The sequence below is a fragment of the Allobosea sp. R86505 genome, from assembly GCF_042466375.1.
GTDB lineage: Bacteria > Pseudomonadota > Alphaproteobacteria > Rhizobiales > Beijerinckiaceae > Allobosea.
Genome location: NZ_JAXHPY010000001.1, coordinates 2,707,504 through 2,730,006 on the forward strand (window position 1 = coordinate 2,707,504; position 22,503 = coordinate 2,730,006).

16 protein-coding genes and 1 tRNA gene are annotated in these 22,503 nt (G+C 67.6%); 16 read left to right on the plus strand and 1 reads right to left on the minus strand.

Features of this window, described 5'->3' with window-relative positions:
- Positions 1-3: 3 nt before the first annotated feature.
- The 4 genes from tssF to SJY11_RS13105 all read left to right on the plus strand — a co-directional run bounded on the left by tssF (position 4) and on the right by SJY11_RS13105 (position 7,193).
- Positions 4-1,965: a type VI secretion system baseplate subunit TssF gene (gene tssF / locus SJY11_RS13090; protein WP_376987053.1), complete on the plus strand. Its 1,962-nt coding sequence runs from the start codon at positions 4-6 to the stop codon at positions 1,963-1,965.
- The gene (gene tssG, locus SJY11_RS13095; RefSeq protein ID WP_376987054.1) at positions 1,962-3,032 is read left to right on the plus strand and encodes a type VI secretion system baseplate subunit TssG; all 1,071 of its coding nucleotides are present in this window, start codon (positions 1,962-1,964) and stop codon (positions 3,030-3,032) included. Before tssF ends, tssG begins: the two co-directional genes overlap by 4 nt.
- A 17-nt stretch (positions 3,033-3,049) precedes the next feature.
- Entirely contained in the window at positions 3,050-5,773 is a 2,724-nt protein-coding gene (tssH, locus tag SJY11_RS13100; protein ID WP_376987055.1) for a type VI secretion system ATPase TssH, read from the plus strand.
- Positions 5,774-5,975: 202 nt separating this feature from the next.
- Positions 5,976-7,193, plus strand: coding sequence for a M23 family metallopeptidase (locus SJY11_RS13105; RefSeq protein WP_376987056.1), 1,218 nt, complete (start codon positions 5,976-5,978; stop codon positions 7,191-7,193).
- Between the two features lie 157 nt (positions 7,194-7,350).
- Here the strand turns inward: SJY11_RS13105 and glpD are convergent, their stop codons facing one another.
- Positions 7,351-8,859 carry a glycerol-3-phosphate dehydrogenase gene (gene glpD / locus SJY11_RS13110; RefSeq protein WP_376987057.1) on the minus strand — a complete coding sequence of 503 codons (1,509 nt, stop codon included), beginning with the start codon at positions 8,857-8,859 and terminating at the stop codon, positions 7,351-7,353.
- 231 nt (positions 8,860-9,090) lie between these two features.
- Between glpD and pncB the strand changes: the two genes are divergently transcribed.
- The 12 genes from pncB to rpoB all read left to right on the plus strand — a co-directional run bounded on the left by pncB (position 9,091) and on the right by rpoB (position 22,434).
- Entirely contained in the window at positions 9,091-10,374 is a 1,284-nt protein-coding gene (gene pncB / locus SJY11_RS13115; RefSeq protein WP_376987058.1) for a nicotinate phosphoribosyltransferase, read from the plus strand.
- A 103-nt stretch (positions 10,375-10,477) separates the two neighbouring features.
- Positions 10,478-11,668, plus strand: a complete 1,191-nt coding sequence (tuf, locus tag SJY11_RS13120; protein WP_069055549.1) for an elongation factor Tu — start codon at positions 10,478-10,480, stop codon at positions 11,666-11,668.
- 128 nt (positions 11,669-11,796) lie between these two features.
- Positions 11,797-11,872: transfer RNA gene (locus SJY11_RS13125), tRNA-Trp, on the plus strand.
- A 297-nt stretch (positions 11,873-12,169) separates the two neighbouring features.
- Complete coding sequence (gene secE / locus SJY11_RS13130; protein WP_069055547.1) at positions 12,170-12,364, plus strand: preprotein translocase subunit SecE; 195 nt, start codon at positions 12,170-12,172, stop codon at positions 12,362-12,364.
- Positions 12,365-12,378: 14 nt separating this feature from the next.
- Complete coding sequence (nusG, locus tag SJY11_RS13135) at positions 12,379-12,912, plus strand: transcription termination/antitermination protein NusG (RefSeq protein ID WP_326910185.1); 534 nt, start codon at positions 12,379-12,381, stop codon at positions 12,910-12,912.
- A gap of 88 nt (positions 12,913-13,000) precedes the next feature.
- A complete protein-coding gene (locus tag SJY11_RS13140; RefSeq protein WP_376987060.1) occupies positions 13,001-14,629 on the plus strand; it encodes a methyl-accepting chemotaxis protein in 1,629 nt (542 codons plus the stop codon).
- The gene (locus SJY11_RS13145; RefSeq protein WP_376987061.1) at positions 14,626-15,237 is read left to right on the plus strand and encodes a cytochrome b; all 612 of its coding nucleotides are present in this window, start codon (positions 14,626-14,628) and stop codon (positions 15,235-15,237) included. Before SJY11_RS13140 ends, SJY11_RS13145 begins: the two co-directional genes overlap by 4 nt.
- Before the next feature lie 154 nt (positions 15,238-15,391).
- Positions 15,392-15,823, plus strand: a complete 432-nt coding sequence (gene rplK / locus SJY11_RS13150; RefSeq protein ID WP_067987269.1) for a 50S ribosomal protein L11 — start codon at positions 15,392-15,394, stop codon at positions 15,821-15,823.
- A 10-nt stretch (positions 15,824-15,833) separates the two neighbouring features.
- Positions 15,834-16,532, plus strand: coding sequence for a 50S ribosomal protein L1 (gene rplA, locus SJY11_RS13155; protein WP_068074935.1), 699 nt, complete (start codon positions 15,834-15,836; stop codon positions 16,530-16,532).
- Positions 16,533-17,074: 542 nt separating this feature from the next.
- Positions 17,075-17,590 carry a 50S ribosomal protein L10 gene (gene rplJ, locus SJY11_RS13160; protein WP_326910176.1) on the plus strand — a complete coding sequence of 172 codons (516 nt, stop codon included), beginning with the start codon at positions 17,075-17,077 and terminating at the stop codon, positions 17,588-17,590.
- Positions 17,591-17,646: 56 nt separating this feature from the next.
- Positions 17,647-18,024 carry a 50S ribosomal protein L7/L12 gene (rplL, locus tag SJY11_RS13165; protein WP_069055543.1) on the plus strand — a complete coding sequence of 126 codons (378 nt, stop codon included), beginning with the start codon at positions 17,647-17,649 and terminating at the stop codon, positions 18,022-18,024.
- A 258-nt stretch (positions 18,025-18,282) separates the two neighbouring features.
- Positions 18,283-22,434: a DNA-directed RNA polymerase subunit beta gene (gene rpoB, locus SJY11_RS13170; protein ID WP_376987062.1), complete on the plus strand. Its 4,152-nt coding sequence runs from the start codon at positions 18,283-18,285 to the stop codon at positions 22,432-22,434.
- Positions 22,435-22,503: the final 69 nt, after the last annotated feature.

Below are 22,503 nucleotides of genomic sequence, written 5' to 3' on the forward strand. Positions count from 1 at the left end.
GCGATGCACCAGGAGTTTCTCGATCTCTACAATCAAGAGCTCCGCCTCTTCATGGAGCACTCGAAGGAGTTCGCGGAAGAGTATCCGGGCATTGCCGAAAGGCTGGGCGGGCTCGTCGGCGACCGGATGGACCCGATGGTGGGGGGCCTGCTGGAGGGCGCGGCCTTCCTGGCGGCGCGTGTCCAGCTCAAGCTGAAGCACGAGTTTCCCGAGTTCACCAACAATCTGATCGAGCAGCTGCTGCCGAACTATCTCGCGCCGACGCCGTCGGCGCTGCTCGCCGGCATCCGCCCGCCCTTTTCGGATCCGGGCCTGCGCGAGGGGATGACGATCCCGCGCGGCGCCTATCTCGACGCGACCTATCTCGAACGCGAGCGCCGCGTCGCCTGCCGCTACCGGCTCGGGGCGGCGGTGACGCTCTGGCCCTTCGACATCGCGGCGGCCGAGTACATTCCCGCGCCGGGCCCGTTGCAGGCGCTGGGACTCTCAACCGACCGGCGCGCGCTGTCGGGGCTGCGGCTGTCGCTGGTCCACCGGACCATGAGCGATCCCGAGCAGGAGCCGACGGCGGCGCAGGCGCTGAAGACGCCGACGAGCTGGTTTTCCGGCTGCCGCTGCAAGGACCTGACCGTCCATCTGCTCGGGGCCGAGGCCGATGCTGTGGCACTCTACGAGCAGCTCTTCTCCGATTGCGTCGGCATCTATTTCCGCCATCTCGACGAGTTCGGCGATCCCGTGATCACGCCGGCCGACGGGGTTTCGCTGGAGCAGCTGGGCTTCGGCGAGGACGAGGCGCTGCTGCCCGGCGACACGCGGGTCTTCCGCGGCTTCGATTTGCTGCGCGAGATGTTCTGGTTCCCGCGCAAGTTCCTCGGCTTCCGGCTCGACGGGCTGGCGCGGATCATGCCGAAGCTGACGGCGAAGGCCGTCGACGTGATCTTCGTCTTCGACGAGGTGAACATCCGGCTGGCCGCGGCGGTGCAGAAGCCGATGTTCGGGCTCTACGCGGCGCCGGCGATCAACCTGTTCGAAAAGACGCTCGACCGCATGCCGGTCAAGACCAATCAGCACGAGTTCCATGTCGTGCCCGACCGCAGCCGGCAGCTCGACTACGAACCGCACAGCATTCTCTCCGTTCACGCCCATTATGTCGGCGGGCGGGAGAAGCAGCCGGTGCATCCGCTCTATTCCTCGCCGGAGGGCGCCTCGCCGACGCATGGGCTGCTCTACACCCAGCGCCGGCTGTCACGGCGCCGCTCCGCCGCCGAGCGGCGGCTCGGCCGGTCATCGGACTACACCGGCACGGACATGTTCATCTCGCTGGTCGAGCCGGCGGGCGTGACCGACGCGACCTCGGTGGCGGAACTCAGCGTGCGGGCGCTCTGCTCGAACCGGCATCTGCCGGAACATCTGCCCACCGGCGAGGGCGGCGCCGATTTCCGGCTGATCGACAATGTCGCGCTCGACGTCGCCTGCCTGTCGGGGCCGACGCCGCCGCGCGAGCCGATCGTCTCGCAGTTGCGGCTGCGCTCGGAAACGGCGAGCACGGGCGTCGTCACCTGGCGGCTGATCAACCTGCTCAGCCTCAACCATCTCGGCCTCGTCCAGCGCGGGGCCGGCGCGAATGCGGAGGCGCTGCGCGAGCTGCTCTCGCTCTTTGCCGACCTCGCCGACAGCGCCACCGAGCGGCGCATTCGCGGCATCAAGAGCGTCGACAGCCGCCCGGTCGTGCGGCGCTTTCCGCAGCGCGCGGGCACGGGCGCGGCGCGCGGACTCGAGATCACCGTCGTGCTCGACGAGAAGGCCTTCGAGGGTTCGGGCGTCTTCCTGCTCGGGGCTGTCCTCGACCGCTTCTTCGCCGAATATGCGGCGATGAACCATTTCACCCAGACGGTGATCCGCACCGTCGAGCGCGGCGAGGTGATGCGCTGGCCGCCGCGCGCCGGATCGAGGCGGATCCTGTGACCGACAGCGCCTCCCTGCAGCGCGAGCCGAGCTATGCGGAGCAGCTCCAGGACGAGCCCTGGCGCTTCGATTTCTATGCGGTCATGCGCCGGCTGGAACGCAGCTTTCCGGAGCGCGGGCGGATCGGCGCGGTCGCAGCGCGGCGGGACGAATATGTCGCGCTCGGCGAGCCGGCCTATCTTGATTTCGCGGCCTCGACCATCGCCCAGGCCGACCGGGACGGGCAGGGGCGCCTGCGCCTCCTCGTCAAGTTCCTCGGCCTGCTCGGGCCGCAGGGTGCGCTGCCGCTGGCCACGACCGAGGAGAGCTATCACTGGCAGCTCGCGCGCGACGATGCCTTTCCGCGCTTCCTCGACATCTTCAACCACCGCTTCCTGCAGCTCTTCTTCCGGGCCTGGGCGGATTCGCGGCCCGTGGCGCAGCACGACCGGCCGGAGCGGGACCGTTTTGCGGCCTATGTCGGCAGCCAGATCGGGCTGGGCTCGGCGCCCTATCTCAACCGCGACAGCGTGCCCGATGCGGAGAAGCTCGCCCATGCCGGGCTGATCGGCGCCCAGGCGAAGTCGGCCTCGCGGCTGCGCGGGCTGCTGGCCGGGCTGTTCAAGGCGCAGGTCGAGATCGAGCAGTTTGTCGGCATGCGGCTGGTCTTCGATCCGGCCGACCGGACGCGGCTCGGCAGTCGGCATTGCACGCTCGGCGGCGACGCGCTGCTCGGCGCCAGCGTCTACAGCGTCGAGGACAAGTTCCGGATCTGCATCGTCGCGCGCGATCTCGATGAGTTCTCGCGCTTCCTGCCCAGCGGCGACCGCTGCGAGAAGCTGGCGGACGCCGTCTTTTTTCATCTGGGCGAGCCCTTCGAGTGGGATGTCGAGCTGGCGCTCCCGGTCGGGCATGTCAAGCCGGCACGGCTGGGGCAGTTCGGCCAGCTCGGCTGGACGAGCTGGATGTCGCCGAACTGGGATGCCCCGCCCGGCGCCCTGCGGCGCGATGCCCGTTTCCACCCCGCCGAGCGCCTGCGCGAGCAACGCAGCCGGGCGCGTTCACAACCCAACACCCGAACATCCTGACGTCCGAGGAGACCATCATGGCCGACATCAGTCTCGAAGCCGTCACAGGCAAGCTCAACCGGGTCGGCTATGAAGCCTTCATCCAGGCGTTGCGGCGGGCCAAAAGCGCCGGCAACCGCAATGTCGAGCTGGCCCATTGGCTCGCCCAGATCCTGCTGCGGCCGGCGACCGATATCGGCCTGACGGCGCAGCATTACGGGCTCGACATGGGCAGGCTCGCCACGGACATCGGCGGTGTCATGGAGGGCTTCCGCAAGAACGAGACGGAGATGCCGGGCGTCGCCAACAGCATCGTCGACGGGCTCGACCGCGGCTGGCACTACGCGACCCTGTTCTTCGGCGAGACACAGATCCGCACCGGCCATGTGCTGGTGGCGATCCTGAAGTCGAACGACCTGCGCCGCGTCCTGACGGGCATCTCCAAGGAGTTCGGCAAGATTCCGGTCGACGAACTCGCCGCCGGCCACGCCAAGATCTGGGAGGCCTCGGAGGAGGAGAACCTGCGGCCGATGGACGGCTCTGGTCTGCGCGCGGCCGGCACGCCCGGCGCCGAACAGGCCGAGGGCGCCAAGGGGACGACCGCGCTCGACCGCTTCTCGCAGGATCTGACAGCCAAGGCCCGCACGGGCACGATGGACCCGATCCTCGGCCGCGACGACGAGATCCGCCAGGTCATCGACGTGCTGATGCGCAGGCGCCAGAACAACCCGATCCTCACCGGCGAGGCCGGCGTGGGCAAGACCGCGATCGCCGAGGGCTTCGCTCAGCGCGTCGCCTCCGGTGACGTGCCGCCGCCGCTCAAGGGCGTGCGCGTCTGCGCGCTCGACATCGGCCTGATGCAGGCGGGTGCCTCGATGAAGGGCGAGTTCGAGCAGCGCCTGCGCTCCGTCATCGACGAGGTGCAGTCCTCACCGACGCCGGTGATCCTGTTCATCGACGAGGCGCATACGCTGATCGGCGCGGGCGGGGCGGCCGGCACGGGCGATGCCGCCAATCTGCTCAAGCCCGCGCTGGCGCGCGGCACGCTGCGGACCATCGCCGCGACGACCTGGTCGGAATACCGGCAGTATTTCGAGAAGGACCCGGCGCTGACCCGGCGCTTCCAGCCGGTCAATGTCGACGAGCCGGATGTGGCGCGCTGCTGCACCATGCTGCGCGGGCTGATTGCCCCGATGGAGAAGCACCACAAGGTGCGCATCTCGGACGCCGCGATAGTCGCCGCGGTGACGCTGTCGCATCGCTACATCCCGGCCCGCCAGCTGCCCGACAAGGCGGTCAGCCTGCTCGACACCGCCTGCGCCCGCGTCGCAATCAGCCAGAGCGCGACGCCGGCCGCGATCGAGGATGCGCGCGTCGCCATCGCCGCGCTGGCGCAGGAGAAGGCGGCGCTGACGGCCGACCAGGATCTCGGCGGCGACACCGCCAAGCGCCTGGCCGAGATCGAGGTCGAGACCGCCGAAGGCGAGAGCAAGCTCGCTGGGCTCGAAGCGGCCTGGGCGAGCGAGCTCGCCATCGTCGAGGAGATCAAGGCGCTGCGGGCGAAGCTCGCCGAGACGGCTGCCGCGGCCGCCGATCCCAAGGCCGACGTCGCCCAGCAGGTCGCGGCCGAGGCGGCGGGCGCGGAAGCACCGCCCCCGGCCGAGACGCCGGACCCGGCCGCGGCGCGCGAGGCGCTGGCGGCGAAGTTCGCGGCGCTGTCGGAGATCGACCCGGCGCAGCGCATGATCTACGCCCATGTCGACGAGCAGTCGGTCGCCTCGGTGGTCTCCGACTGGACCGGGATTCCCGTCGGCCGCATGGTCGCCGACGAGATCGAGACCGTGCTGAAGCTGGCGGAGACGCTGAACAAGCGCGTCGTCGGCCAGGATCACGGACTGGCGATGATCGCGCGCCGCATCGAAACCAACCGCGCCAAGCTCGACAATCCCAACAAGCCGATCGGCGTCTTCATGCTCTGCGGCCCGTCGGGCGTCGGCAAGACCGAGACGGCGCTGGCGCTGGCCGAGCAGCTCTATGGCGGCGAGCAGAACGTCATCACCATCAACATGTCCGAGTTCCAGGAGGCGCACACCGTCTCGACGCTGAAGGGCGCGCCTCCCGGCTATGTTGGCTATGGCGAGGGCGGGCGGCTGACGGAGGCCGTGCGGCGCAAGCCCTATTCGGTCGTCCTGCTCGACGAGATCGAGAAGGCGCATCCGGACGTCCACGAGCTGTTCTTCCAGGTCTTCGACAAGGGCGTGATGGAGGACGGCACGGGTCGGCGCATCGACTTCAAGAACACGCTGATCATCCTGACCTCGAATGTCGGCACCGACGAGATCATGGCGATGGCCTCCGACCCGGCGCAGCGCGCCGACCCGGAGTCGATCGCGGTGGCGCTGCGGCCGGCGCTGCTCAAGGTGTTCCCGCCGGCCCTGATCGGGCGCCTGGTGACGATCCCTTATTACCCGCTCTCGCCCGAGATGCTCGGCGGCATCGTGCGGCTGCAGCTCGGCCGCATCGGCAAGCGGATCCGCGACAATCACGAGGCCGCTTTCGTCTATGATGACGCGGTGGTCGCCCACATCGTCGCCCAGTGCAATGACCCCGATTCCGGCGGGCGCATGATCGACAATATCGTCACCAACTCGATGCTGCCGGCGCTCTCTCGCGCGATCCTCGGCCTCCAGCTCGAGAAGAAGCCGCTGACGGAGGCGAAGGTTTCGGTCGAGAACGGCGCCTTCGCCTACGCCGTGTCGTGAGCGGTTTCCGGGCCCGCTCCGGCCTGGTCGCGACCGACCGTGAAAGTGCGCTATCGTCCCTGGTGGCAGAGCATCGGCAGGGAGAGGGCGGCGGATGTTGCAACCAGCGCGGCTGAAGAGCCGGTCGGGCTCCGAAGGCAGGGCCGAGCGGCAGCACGATGCGTCGGATGGCTCGGCGCCCCGGCGCCGTAGACCCTCGCGCGTGGGGCGGCTCGGCCGCATCCTGGTGCTGCTGGCGGCCATCCTCGGCATCGCCTGGGGTGGCGTCGCGACCTGGCTGCTCCACCAGGAGAAGGCGGTGGTGGCGGCGCTCCAGCAGGAACAGCAGGTGCTGAAGGCGAGCTATGACGAGCGCATGCGGGTGCTGACGCGGCGGCTGGTCAGTTCGATCGCGACGCAACGCGCGCCGGGCACTGCTCCGCGCGAGGGCGGTGCCGACGACCAGCTCGCCGATCTGATCGCGCGGCAGATCGAGCTCGAGGCGCGGCAGAACCTTTTGGGCACGCTGACCGGCCAGGCGGTCGCGCCCGTCCTGCCCAACAGCGGCGCCCAGGCGCCGGGCGGGGCCGGCGGGCTCGCGGCGGTCGACCCCTTTCAGGGCAACATTCTCGATCGCATCAACCCCGCAGTCGTCGCCCCGCAGAAGCGCTTGGTGGCCGTGGCGCTGCGGGCGGAGGAGACCTTGCCACTGATCGAACGCATCGCGCTGTTCCAGCAATCACTCGACCGGATCGACCAGGCTCAAGGGCAGCAGGTTTCGGCACTGGGCCTGCGGCTCGCCGGCCGGGTGCAGGAGGTGAGGGCAGCACTCGCCGATCTCGGGCTCGATGTCGGCAAGGTCCGGCTGCCCCCCGCGCGACAGGCGATGGGCGGGCCGCTGATCCCGCTCTCGGTGACGATGCGCGCCGGCAGCTTCGAGCATCGTGTGCTGCAACTCGGCGAGGCGCAGGCGACTTTCGGACGCTGGCGCGAACTGGCGCAGATCGTACCGCTGCGCCGCCCGCTCGAGGGCGACGACAGCACGACCAGCAATTTCGGCATGCGCACCGACCCCTTCACGGGCGCGGCGGCGATGCATTCCGGCATGGATTTTCGCGGCGAGACGGGCACGCCCATCCGTGCCACGGGTGCCGGCAAGGTGCTGCGGGCCGAGGTGGCAGGCGGCTACGGGAATCTCGTCGAGCTCGACCATGGCAACGGGCTCACCACCCGCTACGCGCATCTCAGCGCCTTCGACGTGAAACCGGACCAGATCGTCCCGCCCGGCGCCATCATCGGCCGGCTGGGCTCGACCGGGCGTTCGACCGGGCCGCATCTGCATTACGAGACGCGGCTGGCGGGCGAAGCGACCAACCCGCTGAAGTTCATCGAAGTGGGCAACCGCCTGTCACAGCCCTCGCTGCCGGCGGGGGTGCGGTGAGGGCTGACAATCCTGCCGTTGACCTTGTGCCGTCATCCTGGGCGACCGAAGGTCGACCGGGATCCATCATCGGGCAGGACGTCGCCCGATGATGGATCCCGGCCTGCGCGGCTTCGCCGCTTGTCCAGGATGACGGGTTGGCGTGGCTCGCAACGGCTCAGGCGGCCGCCGCCTCCGCCATGAAGGCCTCCAGCGCCTCGTGCTCGGCCGTCGAGAGGCGCAGGCCCAGCTTGCTGCGGCGCCAGAGCACGTCGGCCGCCTGCTTCGCCCATTCCGCCCGCATCAGGTAGCGGACCTCGCGCTCATAGAGATCGGCACCAAAATGGCGGCCGAGATCGGCCTCGCTGCCAGCGCCCTGGAGGATCTCGCGCGCCCTGGTGCCATAGGCGCGGACCAGCCGCGCCAGCGTCGGGCGGGCGAGCCAGGGATGGGCGGCAGCCAGCGCATCGACCTGCGCTCCATAGCCCTCGACCGGGAAATCGCCGCCCGGCAGCGTGCCGGTGACCGTCCAGCTCGGGCGCGCCGCCCAGGCGGCATGGGGGCCGAGCTTCTCCAGCGCGGATTCGGCGAGGCGGCGATAGGTCGTGATCTTGCCGCCGAAGACGGAGAGCAGCGGCGCCTGGCCCTGCGGCGCGTCGAGGGTCAGCACATAGTCGCGCGTCGCCTCCTGCGCCTTGCTGGCGCCGTCGTCATAGAGCGGCCGCACGCCGGAGTAGGTCCAGACGACGGAAGCCGGGGTCACCGGCTCGCGGAAATACTCGCTCGCGGCGGCGCAGAGATAGTCGATCTCCTCGGGCGTCGCCTTCGCGTCGGCGGGATTGCCGCGATAGTCGCGGTCGGTCGTGCCGATCAGGGTGAAGTCGCGCTCATAGGGGATCGCGAAAATGATGCGCCCGTCGGCGTTCTGGAAGATGTAGCAGCGGTCGTGCTCGTAGAGCCGGGGCACGACGATATGGCTGCCCTGGACCATGCGGACGGCGGCCTTCGTGTTGGAGCGGACGACGCCGCCGAGCACGTCGCCGACCCAGGGGCCGGCCGCATTGACCAGCGCCTTTGCCAGCACGCTGCGGCGGGCGTCGTTGGTCTCCGCGGTGATGCGCCAGAAGCCGCCCTCGCGGTCGGCCGAGACGACGCGGCTGCGGGTGTGGATCGCGGCGCCCTTGGCTGCGGCGTCCATGGCGTTGAGCACGACGAGGCGTGAATCCTCGACCCAGCAATCGGAATACTCGAAGGCGGTGGCGCCATCGTCCTTGAGCGGTCGGCCGGCGGCGTCGCGGGAGAGGTTGAGCGTGCGAGTCGCCGGCAGTTTCTTGCGGCCGCCGATATGGTCGTAGAGGAACAGGCCGAGCCGCAACAGCCAGGCCGGGCGCAGCCCCTTGTGATGCGGCAAGACGAAGCGCAGCGGCCAGATGATGTGCGGGGCCATCGCCCAGAGCCGTTCGCGCTCCATCAGCGCCTCGCGCACCAGCCGGAACTCGTAATGCTCGAGATAGCGCAGCCCGCCATGGATCAGCTTGGTCGAGGCGGAGGAGGTGGCGCCGGCGAGGTCGTCCTTCTCGAAGAGGACGACGGAGGCGCCGCGCCCCGCCGCGTCGCGGGCGATGCCGCAGCCATTGATGCCGCCGCCGATGACGGCAAGGTCGTAGGTGGTTTCCGTCTCGCTCATGCGCAGATCAGGCCTTGTTGCTCTCGACTCCGCTCCATTCGGCGGGCTGGCTGGCCCCGAATGCCGCCGTCGGCACAGGCTGCTCCTTGCCGAGATCACCTGATGTGTCAACGCGACGAGACTGCGGCCCGCCGTCCCGGCTTGCGCGGGAGACCGGAGAGCCCTCAGATGGCCAGGTCACGTCTTGTTCCCACCGGCTCCGGCCGAAAACGCTCTGGATTCCACGCCGCCATGACCGTCACCGATATCGCGACGCGGACCTACAATCATGGCTGGCGGCTCGATCCGATCATCCGCAGCCTGCTCGACACGGATTTCTACAAGCTGCTGATGCTGCAGATGATCCGCGCCTTCCATCCGCAGGTGGAGGTCACCTTCTCGCTGATCAACCGTTCCAAGCACATCCGCCTCGCCGACATCGTCGACGAGGCGGAACTGCGCGCGCAGCTCAACCATGCGCGCTCGGTGCGCTTCTCCAAGAAGGAGCTGATCTGGCTCGCCGGCAACTCGTTCTACGGCAAGCGCCAGATGTTCTCGCCGGAGTTCCTCGCCTGGCTCGCCGATTTCCAGCTGCCGGACTACGAGCTGCGCCGGGTCGACGGGCAGTACGAGCTGCATTTCGAGGGGCCCTGGACGCACACGACGATGTGGGAGGTGCCGGCGCTGGCGATCATCAACGAGCTGCGGGCGCGGCGCGTCATGGTCGGGCAGAAGCGCTTCGCGCTCGATGTGCTCTATGCCCGCGCCAAGGCGAAGATGTGGGACAAGGTCGAGCGGCTGCAGGCGCTGCCCAACCTCAGGCTCTCCGATTTCGGCACGCGCCGGCGCCATGGCCATCTCTGGCAGCGCTGGTGCGTCGAGGCGCTGAAGGAGGGGCTGGGGCCGAAGTTCAGCGGCACATCGAACGTGCTGCTGGCGATGGACGGCGATCTCGAGGCGATCGGCACCAACGCCCATGAGCTGCCGATGGTGCTGGCGGCGCTGGCCGAGAGCGACGCGGAGCTGTTGCGCGCACCCTATCGCGTGCTCGACGAATGGCGCCAGGTCTATGGCGGCAATCTGCTGATCGCCCTGCCGGACGCCTTCGGGACAAGCGGTTTCCTGCGCCATGCGCCCGACTGGGTCGCGGACTGGACCGGCTTTCGCCCGGATTCGGCGCCGCCGATCGAGGCGGGCGAGGCGATCATGGCCTGGTGGAGGGCGCGGGGGCGCGATCCGCGCGAGAAGCTGCTGGTCTTCTCGGACGGGCTCGACGTGGATGCGATCGAACGGGTCTACCGGCACTTCGACGGCAAGGTCCGCATGGCCTTCGGCTGGGGCACGGACCTCACCAATGATCTCGTCGGCTGCCTGCCCGACGGTTCGCGCGCGCTCGACCCGATGTCGCTGGTCTGCAAGGTCACGAAGGCGAATGGCCGACCGGCGGTGAAGCTCTCCGACAACCCCGAGAAGGTCTCCGGCGAGGGCGAGGCGGTGGCGCGCTATCGCCGGGTGTTCGGTGTCGCGGGCGCCTGAACGGCCCCGCCACGCAGCCAACCTTGCATCGCGCGTCAAAACACCCTAATGCGACCGCGCTTTCGGAAGGCCTCGCAGGGCCGGTGTCAGGAAACAGGGTGTCATGGCCAAAGAGAAATTCGCTCGCACGAAGCCGCATTGCAACATTGGAACGATTGGTCACGTTGACCATGGCAAGACGTCTTTGACGGCTGCGATCACGAAGGTTCTGGCGGAGTCGGGCGGCGCGTCGTTCACGGCGTATGACCAGATCGACAAGGCTCCGGAGGAGAAGGCGCGCGGGATCACGATCTCGACGGCGCATGTGGAGTACGAGACGGCTGCGCGTCACTATGCTCACGTCGACTGCCCCGGCCACGCCGACTATGTGAAGAACATGATCACGGGCGCGGCGCAGATGGACGGCGCGATCCTGGTGGTGTCGGCGGCCGACGGCCCGATGCCGCAGACCCGCGAGCACATCCTGCTGGCGCGCCAGGTCGGCGTTCCCGCGCTGGTGGTGTTCATGAACAAGGTCGATCTCGTCGACGACGCCGAGCTTCTCGAGCTGGTCGAGATGGAGATCCGCGAGCTTCTGTCGAAGTACGACTTCCCCGGCGACGACATCCCGATCACCAAGGGTTCGGCGAAGGTTGCGCTGGACAATGGCGACAAGGCGATCGGCCATGACGCGATCATCGCGCTGATGAAGACGGTCGACGACTACATCCCGCAGCCGGCGCGTCCGCTGGACCTGCCGTTCCTGATGCCGGTCGAGGACGTGTTCTCGATCTCGGGCCGCGGCACGGTGGTGACGGGTCGCGTCGAGCGCGGCATCGTCAAGGTCGGCGAGGAAATCGAGATCGTCGGCCTGAAGGACACGGTCAAGACGACGGTCACGGGCGTCGAGATGTTCCGCAAGCTGCTGGACCAGGGCCAGGCGGGCGACAACATCGGCGCGCTGCTGCGCGGCACGAAGCGCGAGGACGTCGAGCGCGGGCAGATCCTGTGCAAGCCGGGTTCCGTGAAGCCGCACACGAAGTTCAAGGCCGAGGCCTACATCCTGACCAAGGAGGAGGGCGGTCGCCACACGCCGTTCTTCACCAACTACCGCCCGCAGTTCTACTTCCGCACGACGGACGTGACGGGCGTGGTGCATCTGCCGGAAGGCACGGAGATGGTGATGCCGGGCGACAACATCGCCATGGAAGTGCACCTGATCGTGCCGATCGCGATGGAGGAGAAGCTGCGCTTCGCCATCCGCGAAGGCGGCCGCACCGTCGGCGCCGGCGTCGTCGCCAGCATCATCGCTTGATTCAAGCGATCGCTGCAAAGCTTTGAGGGGGCGGCGGAAACGCCGCCCTTTTCTGTGACGGCCTCACCGTCCGCGTTGTTTTTCGACTTGAAAAGCCAAGCCGGTTGGGGCAAAGGAACCGCGACTACAGGGGTGTAGCTCAGTTGGTAGAGTACCGGTCTCCAAAACCGGTTGTCGTAGGTTCGAGCCCTACCGCCCCTGCCAGTTCCCTTCCATCGACCGGGGTGGGGACAATTCGGCGCCCAGCGCGCCCTCGGTCGGCTTCCTGTCTTGGAACAAACCGGTGTGGCGCACTCGCGTGTCGCGGCCGCGCCGGGTCGTGACCAGGTTCGGGGCCCGCCCTCAGGCAGCCGGCAAAACCTCTTGGCGAACGCCGCGGGGCGTTGTAGAAGCCTTCTCACGACGGCGCGCGGCTCCCTGAGCCCCGCGCCGCGAATGTTTCAGGACGGCCGAATCGGCGCGGGCGAGAGCCGGGTGCCGGCGCGGAACCCGAGGTGACCCATGGCCAAGAGCAGCCCCTTCAGCTTCCTGCAGGACGTGCGCAACGAAGCGTCCAAGGTGACGTGGCCGTCGCGGCGCGAGACGCTGATCACCACCGGCCTCGTGCTGCTGATGGTGGTCGTCTCCAGCCTGTTCTTCTTCTTCACCGACACCATCATCCGCTGGTCGCTCGGCCTCATCCTCGGCGCCCGTTGAACGGAATCAGACACGTGAGCACCCGCTGGTACATCGTCCACGCCTATTCGAACTTCGAGAACAAGGTCGCGCAGTCGATCCGCGACCAGGCGGCGCAGCGCAATCTCGCCGACAAGTTCGACGAGGTGCTGGTCCCGACCGAGAAGGTCGTCGAGGTCCGCCGCGGCCGCAAGGTCGAAGCCGAGCGCAAGTTCTTCCCCGGCTATGTGCTGGTGAAATGCGAAATGACCGATGAGGTCTACCACCTCATCAAGAACACGCCGAAGGTCACCGGCTTCCTCGGGGCCGACAAGGCCAAGCCGATGCCGATCCCCGAGAGCGAGGCGATGCGCATCAAGGGCCAGGTCGCGGAAGGCGTCGAGCGGCCGAAGCCGACGATCGTCTTCGAGATCGGCGAGCAGGTGAAGGTCGCGGACGGTCCGTTCGCCTCGTTCAATGGCGTCGTCGAGGACGTCGACCATGGCCGCGCCCGCCTCAAGGTCGCGGTCTCGATCTTCGGCCGCGCCACACCGGTCGAGCTCGAATACGGCCAGGTGGAGAAGCTCTGAGGCAGCCCGGCTGGGGCTGCGACGATCCAGTCTCGTCGTTCAAGTGACGAGACGTTAACTGTCCTGAAATCTGATTGACGCAGCGTCCATGCCCATCATCTGGCATGGACGCATGTTTCCCAAGAGCTTCAAGGCCACCGTCGATCAGCGCCTAGCCTTGTGGGGCCTCCTGCTTGGACTTCTGGCCAGCCTTTTTGCCGCCTCCGAAGTCATCGGCTCGCTGCGGCTGGACGGATTCTCGCGTGAGATCGCGCAGCATACCGATGCCGCCGGCCAGATCGCGCGCAGCGAAGGGGCCTATCGGCGATTTCTGCTGACAGGCGCAGCGGGTAGCGGCGCTGACCCGGCCGCTCCCCAGGAATTGCTGGCCGTCTCCCGGCAGATCGCATCGTCGGTCAATGGTCAGGTGGGGCGCAAGGCGGAAGAGGCCGCCGAGGCGCTAGCGGGATTCCTGCGTCTGCAGGCGGGTGGCGATGGCCATCTGCAACCGGCCATCGATCGGGTCGCTGCCGCCCGGGAAGCTCTGAGCCAAGCCATCGCCGACAGCCTTGCCGCCACGAGCGGACGCCTCGCCTATCATCTCGGCAACGCCCGGCAGAACGCGATCCTGCTCTCGCTCCTCGGTCTGTTCGTGGGCATCCTGGCGGTTTCGTTCGAGTACCGCTGGCTGGTGCGCCCGATCGTGGGCATGGCCCGGGTGCTGACGCCAGGGGAGGACGGTCGGATCTGGCTGCAACGCGTGGCGCTGCGCCGCGACGAGGTCGGAATGCTAGGCCGGGCGCTACTGGCCCATCTGCGCCATGAGCGCAGCCAGCAGGAGGAATCGCAGGTCAAGCTGTCCTCACTGTCGGCCGAGGTCCAGCGTCAGGAGCAATTGCAGGCCCAGGCCGCGACGTTCCAGGCGCGCATCGCCGAGATCGCCGTCGCCCTGGAGACCCATGCCGCGCGGATGTCGCATGCGTCCGGCGATCTGGCCGGGCTCTCGCGTTTCGTCGACGAGCATGCCGGCGCCGCGGCTCAGTCGTCCGCCCGCGCCTCGTCCCATGTCGATGTCGTCGCCCATTCGATCTCGGAGGTATCGTCGCTCCTGGCCCATACGGCCTCGGAGGCCCAGTCGACGTCGCGCGTGGTGGAGGTTGCCAAAGCGAGCGTGGCCGCCGCGTCCGAAGACAGCGTCGCGCTCGCCGAGGCCGTCCAGGGCATCGACCGCGTCATGGACATCATCAGCCTCGTCGCGGGCCAGACGAACCTGCTCGCCCTCAACGCGGCGATCGAGGCCGCCCATGCCGGCGAATCGGGCCGCGGCTTCGCCGTTGTGGCCACCGAGGTGAAGCAGCTGGCCTGCCGCACCGCGAGCGCCACGGACGAGGTCCGCCAGGGGCTTGCCGCGGTCCGCTCGGCGGCCGACGGCATGGCGACGCGCGTCGGGTCGCTGGTCGCGTCGGTGGCCGAGGTCGACCGTGCCGCCGCGGCGATCGCGGGGCTTGCGATGCGTCAGCAGCACAGTTCACAGGAGATCCGCGCCAGCACGGCGCAGACGGCCGAGGATGTCCGCTCCGCCGCCGATCAGGTGCGCCAGGTGGCGGCGATGGTCGAGAACTGGCGGCAGACGGGCGAGACGGTGACGCTCGCCTCCGCCGATTTGGATCATCAGGCAGCAGCGCTGCGCGAAGCCGTGGCCGGCTACATCGCTCAAACCCGACAGGCCATCGCATGACCATCACCGCCGGCATCGACGGGCAGGACCAGCGCCTTGCCCCTCCCGCCTCGCCACGGCGCCCCTTGCCGCCCATCTCACGGGCGCTGCACTGGCTGATGGCCATCCTGGTCCTGATGATGTTCATCACCGGGGTCCTGATGAAGCAGTTCGGCGAGGGCGCGATTGCCGACGCGCTCTACACCTTCCACAAGACGGCGGGCGTCTGCGCGCTGGCGCTGGTGCTGCTCAGGCTCGGCTATCGGGCCATCGCGCAGTGGCAGGGGCGCTGGAGCCGCGGTGCCGGCAGCCACTGGGTCCATGGGCTGCTCTATCTCGGCCTGCTGGGCGTGCCGCTGCTGGGCTGGGCGGGCATCTCCGATTTCGGGGCGCTGGGGATCTATGCCGGCTGGTCGCTGCCGGCGATCTGGCCGGAGGGGGCCGGCCATGCGGCATGGCTGTTCCGCAGCCACGCCATCCTGGCCTTCCTGCTGCTGGGCTGCGTCGCCATCCATCTCGGGATCGCGCTCGGTGCCTATATCGAGCGCGGTGGTACCGGCGCGCGAACCAGGCGCGGTGCGCCTGAAGGCATGAACGGGGCTTCCCCTCCGCGGCCTTCTGTGCCATAGGCCCCACCTCACTTGCGTGGGAGGCATGCCGGTCGCCAGCCGGATCACCCTGCCGCACCACGCTCTGCAACATCCCGACCCCGGGCGGATCTGATCCGCGGGCGGGACGTCGTCGTTCCGATCGGCATCGGGGCAGGCGGCAGGAGCAGCCATCATGGCGAAGAAGATCACGGGCTACGTGAAGCTTCAGGTTCCGGCGGGCGCGGCCAATCCGTCGCCGCCGATCGGTCCGGCGCTGGGTCAACGCGGCCTCAACATCATGGAATTCTGCAAGGCCTTCAATGCGAAGACCGCGCAGATGGAGAAGGGCATGCCGATCCCGGTGATCATCACCGCGTATCAGGACCGCTCCTTCACCTTCGAGATGAAGCAGCCGCCGGTCTCGTACTGGCTGAAGAAGGCCGCCGGCCTGACCTCGGGTTCCAAGACCCCGGGCCGCGGCGGCAATGTCGGCAAGGTCACCGCCGCGCAGATCAACGAGATCGCCGAGAAGAAGATGGCCGATCTCAACTGCGACAGCGTCGAATCCGCAGCGTCCATGATCAAGGGCTCCGCCCGGTCGATGGGCCTGGAAGTCGTGGGCTGAGGGGGCGAAGATGGCACATATCGGAAAGCGCGTGGTCAAGGGCCGTGAAGGCATCGACCGCACCAAGCTGTACCCCCTGACCGAGGCCGTCGGCCTGGTGAAGGAGCGGGCGACCGCCAAGTTCGACGAGACCGTCGAGGTCTCGATGAATCTGGGCGTCGATCCGCGTCACGCCGACCAGATGGTTCGCGGCGTCTGCAACCTGCCGAACGGCTCGGGCCGCGTCCTGCGTGTCGCCGTGTTCGCCCGCGGCGCCAAGGCCGAGGAGGCCAAGAAGGCCGGCGCCGACATCGTCGGTGCGGAGGACCTGGTCGAGATCGTCCAGAAGGGCACGATCGACTTCGATCGCTGCATCGCGACCCCGGACATGATGCCGCTGGTCGGCCGTCTCGGTAAGGTGCTGGGCCCGCGCGGCCTGATGCCGAACCCGAAGGTCGGCACGGTCACCATGGACCTGACGACCGCGGTCGCGGCGTCCAAGGGCGGTTCGGTCGAGTTCCGCGTCGAGAAGGCCGGCATCGTGCATGCCGCCGTCGGCAAGGTCTCGTTCTCGGCCGAGAAGCTGGCAGAGAACATCAAGGCCTTCGCCGACTCCGTCGCCAAGGCGAAGCCGGCCGGCGCCAAGGGCACCTATATCCAGCGCGTCGCGATCTCCTCGACGATGGGTCCGGGCGTCAAGATCGAGCCGAACACGGTTCTCGGCGGCTGATGCCGCTGCGCGCTTCGGCCGGCCCCGCGCCGTCCGAAGCGTCCCGGCCCCGGAGACGGCGGCCGGACGCGGAGTCTCCCTTGCGGAGTTCCGCAGGATGCCACTTGGCAGAGGCAGACGAAGGCGCTATGACGCCCGCCTGTTTCCATAAGTGATGTGGGCTCCGGCGTGCTCGTCGCGCAGGGGTCTGTTTCGCGTTTTTCGGCGGTTCGCCGCCGAAAGATGGGTGTTTGGGGTGCGGCGAGCGATCGTCGGACCCGAATCGCCCAGTCCTGTCTGAGACTGCAGGTGCGTCGAGGGCTTCCGCCCGAGGGCATAATTTCGCCAAGAGGCCTGCATAGACGGTGCAAGAGCTCGAAGGGGGTCGCGAGACCCCGAAGACGGTTCGAACCATCTCGCCCGATCACGGCCTCGCGCCGGAGAGGGGACAGGGCACTGAGCGTCGCTCCGACGATGCACCGGTGTCAACCGGGGCTTCGAAGGAGCGGCAGTGCAACCGGCGGCGAGCCCTTACAGGCCTGCCGCCTACCGGAGAGAGCCCAGTGGATAAAGCGGCAAAGACAGATGCCGTCGCGACGCTGAACGCGGTGTTTGCGAACACCTCGGTCGTCGTCGTGGCCCACTATGCGGGTTTGACGGTGGCCCAGTTCCAGAAGCTTCGTCGCGAGATGAAGGCCAATGGCGCCACCGTGAAGGTCGCAAAGAACCGGCTGGCCAAGATCGCTCTTGAAGGCACCGACGTCGCGTCCATCAGCAACCTGCTGACGGGTCCCACCCTGATCGCCTATTCCAACGATCCGGTCGCGGCGCCGAAGGTCGCCACCGCTTTCGCCAAGGAGAACGACAAGCTCGTCATCCTCGGCGGCGCGATGGGCAAGACCGCCCTGAACCCCGATGGCGTCAAGGCTCTGGCCACGATGCCCTCGCTCGACGAACTGCGCGCCAAGCTGCTCGGCCTCCTGCAGGCCCCGGCAACGAAGATCGCCCAGCTCTCGACCGCACCGGCTGCCAAGCTGGCGCGCGTGTTCCAGGCATATGCCGACAAGGATGCGGCCTGATCCAGGCCAGTTACCCCTGATATCGTTCGAACCTCTTACCTATATAGGAGCCTACAATGGCTGATCTGACCAAGCTCGTCGACGAGCTCTCCTCGCTGACCGTCCTCGAGGCGGCCGACCTCGCCAAGATGCTCGAAGAGAAGTGGGGCGTCTCCGCCGCTGCCGCCGTCGCCGTGGCCGCTGGCCCCGCCGGCGCCGCTCCGGCCGCCGCTGCCGAAGAGCAGACCGAGTTCACCGTCGTTCTTGCCGCCGCCGGCGACAAGAAGATCGAGGTGATCAAGGAAGTCCGCGCCATCACCGGCCTGGGCCTCAAGGAAGCCAAGGACCTGGTCGAAGCCGCGCCGAAGCCCGTCAAGGAGTCGGTCGGCAAGGACGAGGCCGAGAAGCTCAAGAAGCAGCTCGAGGCCGTCGGCGCCAAGGTCGAGCTCAAGTGAGCAGGGCCGGCATGATGCCGGTCCGACCGTAGTCAACACCAGACAGTCCCGGGGCGGGCATCCGCCTCCGGGGCTGTCGCGTCGTTTCCGCAAGTCGATGCGAAAACGATGAGTCAGGCGCTTAAAGCAACCCTTGGTTGCGGATGGCGTGTTTCGGATGATGTCGGCGCGATGATGCGCCGAACGGCTCACCCGGCGGCCCGGCCGCCACCCCCCGGACCTCCGGGTGAGCCGTCCGTAGAGATTGCGAGGAACAAGATGGTCAATTCGCTCCAGGGCCGCAGGCGCGTCCGCAAGTTCTTCGGGAAACTCAAGGAAGTGGCGCAGATGCCGAACCTCATCGAGGTTCAGAAGGCGTCCTACGACCAGTTCCTGATGATCGACGAGCCGAAGGGCGGTCGTGGCGACGAGGGCCTGCAGTCGGTCTTCAAGTCGGTCTTCCCGATCGGCGATTTCTCGGGCGCCTCGCTGCTCGAATTCGTCAAGTACACCTTCGAGCCGCCGAAATACGACGTCGACGAGTGCCGTCAGCGCGGCATGACCTTCTCGGCGCCGCTCAAGGTGACGCTGCGCCTGATCGTGTTCGATATCGATCCCGACACGCAGGCGAAGTCGGTCAAGGACATCAAGGAGCAGGATGTCTACATGGGCGACATGCCGCTCATGACGGACAACGGCACCTTCATCGTCAACGGCACCGAGCGCGTCATCGTCTCGCAGATGCACCGTTCGCCGGGTGTGTTCTTCGACCACGACAAGGGCAAGACCCATTCCTCGGGCAAGCTGCTGTTCGCCGCCCGCATCATTCCCTATCGTGGCTCGTGGCTCGACATCGAGTTCGACGCGAAGGACATCGTCTACGCGCGCATCGACCGGAAGCGTAAGATCCCCGTCACGTCGCTGCTGTTTGCGCTCGGCATGGACGGCGAGGAGATCCTCAGCCGCTTCTACAACCACATCACCTATGTCCGCGACGACAAGGGCTGGCGCGTTCCCTACGACGCCGAGCGCATGAAGGGCTTCAAGGCGACCGTCGACCTGATCGACGCCGACACCGGCGAGGTCGTGGTCGAGGCCGGCAAGAAGCTCGTCGCCCGGACCGCCCGCCAGCTCGCCGAGAAGGGCCTGAAGTTCCTGCGCGCGACCGACGAGGATCTCGTCGGCCAGTACATCGCCGAGGACATCGTCGATCCCGAGACCGGCGAAGTGCATGCCGAGGCCGGCGAAGAGCTGACCATGGCCGCTGAGGCCAAGACCGGCGAGATGAAGGGCAACCTCGTCGACCTGATCGCCAAGGGCTACACCGAGCTCACGGTGCTCGACATCGACCACATCACGGTCGGTCCCTATATCCGCAACACGCTGACCGTGGACAAGAACTCGCGCCGCGAAGAGGCGCTGTTCGACATTTACCGCGTCATGCGTCCCGGCGAGCCGCCGACGCTCGAGACCGCGGAGAACATGTTCCAGTCGCTCTTCTTCGACTCGGAGCGCTACGACCTCTCGGCCGTCGGCCGCGTCAAGATGAACATGCGTCTCGACCTCGACGCCGAGGACACCGTCCGGATTCTCCGCAAGGAGGACATCTTCGCGGTCGTCAAGGCGCTGGTCGACCTGCGCGACGGCAAGGGCGAGATCGACGACATCGACCATCTCGGCAACCGCCGCGTCCGCTCGGTCGGCGAGCTGATGGAGAACCAGTACCGCCTGGGCCTGCTGCGCATGGAGCGCGCCATCAAGGAGCGCATGTCGTCGGTCGATATCGACACGGTGATGCCGCAGGACCTGATCAACGCGAAGCCCGCGGCTGCCGCCGTGCGCGAATTCTTCGGCTCGTCGCAGCTGTCGCAGTTCATGGACCAGACGAACCCGCTCTCGGAAGTCACGCACAAGCGTCGTCTTTCGGCGCTTGGCCCGGGTGGTCTGACCCGTGAGCGCGCCGGCTTCGAGGTGCGCGACGTGCACCCGACCCATTACGGCCGCATCTGCCCCATTGAGACGCCGGAAGGCCCGAATATCGGCCTGATCAACTCGCTCGCCACCTTCGCGCGGGTGAACAAGTACGGCTTCATCGAGAGCCCCTATCGCCGCATCCGTGACGGCAAGCAGACCGACGAGATCATCTATCTCTCGGCCATGGAGGAGGCGAAGTACAATGTCGCCCAGGCCAATGCCGCCGTCGACAAGGAGGGCCGTCTGACCGACGACCTGATCGTCTGCCGCCGCGCCGGTGAAGTGATCGTCACGCCGGTCGACAAGGTCGACTTCCAGGACGTCTCGCCCAAGCAGCTGGTTTCGGTCGCCGCGGCGCTGATCCCGTTCCTCGAGAACGACGACGCCAACCGCGCGCTGATGGGCTCGAACATGCAGCGCCAGGCGGTGCCGCTGGTTCGTGCCGACGCGCCCTTCGTCGGCACCGGCATGGAAGCCGTCGTCGCCCGTGACTCGGGCGCCGCGATCGCGGCCCGCCGCGCCGGCATCGTCGACCAGGTCGACGCCACGCGTATCGTCATCCGCGCTTCGGACGAGATGGACCCGACGAAGCCGGGCGTCGACATCTACCGGCTGCAGAAGTTCCAGCGCTCGAACCAGTCGACCTGCATCACGCAGCGGCCGCTGGTGCGCGTCGGCGATATCATCAAGAAGGGTGACATCGTCGCCGACGGCCCGTCGACAGAGTTCGGCGAGCTCGCGCTCGGCCGCAACGTGCTCGTCGCGTTCATGCCGTGGAACGGCTACAACTTCGAGGACTCGATCCTGCTCTCGGAGAAGATCGTCTCGGAAGACGTCTTCACCTCGATCCATATCGAGGAATTCGAGGTCATGGCCCGCGACACCAAGCTCGGGCCCGAGGAAATCACGCGCGACATTCCCAACGTCTCGGAAGAGGCGCTGAAGAATCTCGACGAAGCCGGCATCGTTTATATCGGTGCGGAAGTGGCGGCTGGCGACATCCTCGTCGGCAAGATCACGCCGAAGGGCGAAAGCCCGATGACGCCGGAAGAGAAGCTGCTGCGCGCCATCTTCGGCGAGAAGGCCTCCGACGTCCGCGACACCTCGCTGCGGGTGCCCCCGGGCGTTCAGGGGACGATCGTCGAGGTGCGGGTGTTCAACCGCCACGGCGTCGACAAGGACGAGCGCGCCCAGGCTATCGAGCGCGAGGAGATCGAGCGTCTCGCCAAGGACCGCGACGACGAGCAGGCGATCCTGGACCGCAACACCTTCGCGCGTCTGGCCGATATCCTGACCGGCAAGACCGGCCTCGCCGGCCCCAAGGGCTTCAAGAAGGACACGGTCATCACCCGCGAGGGCATGACCGAGTTCCCGCGCTCGCAGTGGTGGCTGTTCGCCACCGGCGACGACGCCCTGATGACCGAGATCGAGGCGATGCGGAAGCAGTACGACGAGTCGAAGAAGCGCCTCGAGCAGCGCTTCCTCGACAAGGTCGAGAAGCTGCAGCGCGGTGACGAGCTGCCTCCGGGCGTGATGAAGATGGTCAAGGTCTTCGTCGCGGTGAAGCGCAAGATCCAGCCGGGTGACAAGATGGCCGGCCGTCACGGCAACAAGGGCGTGGTCTCGCGCATCGTAGCTGCCGAGGACATGCCGTTCCTCGAGGACGGCACTCATGCCGACATCGTGCTCAACCCGCTCGGTGTGCCGTCGCGCATGAATGTCGGGCAGATCCTCGAGACCCATCTGGGCTGGGCTGCCGCCGGTCTCGGCAAGCAGATCGGCGCGGCGCTCGACGCCTACAAGAAGTCGAGCGACTACAAGGCGCTGCGCGCTTCGTTCGAAGCCGTCTACGAGGACAACGAGATCATCGCCTCGATGGACGAGGCCGAGCTCGTGGAGATGGGGCAGAACCTGCGCCGCGGCGTGCCGATGGCGACACCGGTGTTCAACGGCGCCAAGGAGGCCGATATCGAGCGGCTGCTGGAGCAGGCGGGTCTGCATTCCTCGGGCCAGTCGACGCTCTATGACGGGCGCACCGGTGAGCCTTTCGACCGCAAGGTGACGATGGGCTACATCTACATGCTGAAGCTGCATCACCTGGTCGATGACAAGATCCATGCGCGCTCGATCGGCCCGTACTCGCTCGTCACCCAGCAGCCGCTGGGCGGCAAGGCGCAGTTCGGCGGTCAGCGCTTCGGCGAGATGGAGGTGTGGGCGCTCGAAGCCTATGGCGCCGCCTACACGCTGCAGGAAATGCTGACGGTGAAGTCGGACGACGTCGCGGGCCGCACCAAGGTCTACGAGTCGATCGTGCGCGGCGAGGACAACTTCGAGGCGGGCATCCCCGAGAGCTTCAACGTTCTTGTCAAGGAGATGCGCTCGCTCGGCCTCAACGTCGAGCTGGTCAGCAACAAGGTCAAGCCGGGCGAGTTGCCGCCGGCCGAAGCGGCCGAGTAAGCCGCGCGGCGCAGCCTCACGCTGCGCCGGTTCGAACAGACAGGGCCTGCGGCACTCACGCCGCAGGCG

Bases quoted from the DNA above. Each gene is read 5' to 3' on its own strand.
- tssF (WP_376987053.1), top strand. From the start codon at position 4: ATGCACCAGGAGTTTCTCGATCTCTACAATCAAGAGCTCCGCCTCTTC.
- tssH (WP_376987055.1), top strand. From the start codon at position 3,050: ATGGCCGACATCAGTCTCGAAGCCGTCACAGGCAAGCTCAACCGGGTC.
- glpD (WP_376987057.1), bottom strand. From the start codon at position 8,859: ATGAGCGAGACGGAAACCACCTACGACCTTGCCGTCATCGGCGGCGGC.
- pncB (WP_376987058.1), top strand. From the start codon at position 9,091: ATGACCGTCACCGATATCGCGACGCGGACCTACAATCATGGCTGGCGG.
- tuf (WP_069055549.1), top strand. From the start codon at position 10,478: ATGGCCAAAGAGAAATTCGCTCGCACGAAGCCGCATTGCAACATTGGA.
- secE (WP_069055547.1), top strand. From the start codon at position 12,170: ATGGCCAAGAGCAGCCCCTTCAGCTTCCTGCAGGACGTGCGCAACGAA.
- SJY11_RS13140 (WP_376987060.1), top strand. From the start codon at position 13,001: ATGCCCATCATCTGGCATGGACGCATGTTTCCCAAGAGCTTCAAGGCC.
- SJY11_RS13145 (WP_376987061.1), top strand. From the start codon at position 14,626: ATGACCATCACCGCCGGCATCGACGGGCAGGACCAGCGCCTTGCCCCT.
- rplK (WP_067987269.1), top strand. From the start codon at position 15,392: ATGGCGAAGAAGATCACGGGCTACGTGAAGCTTCAGGTTCCGGCGGGC.
- rplA (WP_068074935.1), top strand. From the start codon at position 15,834: ATGGCACATATCGGAAAGCGCGTGGTCAAGGGCCGTGAAGGCATCGAC.
- rplL (WP_069055543.1), top strand. From the start codon at position 17,647: ATGGCTGATCTGACCAAGCTCGTCGACGAGCTCTCCTCGCTGACCGTC.
- rpoB (WP_376987062.1), top strand. From the start codon at position 18,283: ATGGTCAATTCGCTCCAGGGCCGCAGGCGCGTCCGCAAGTTCTTCGGG.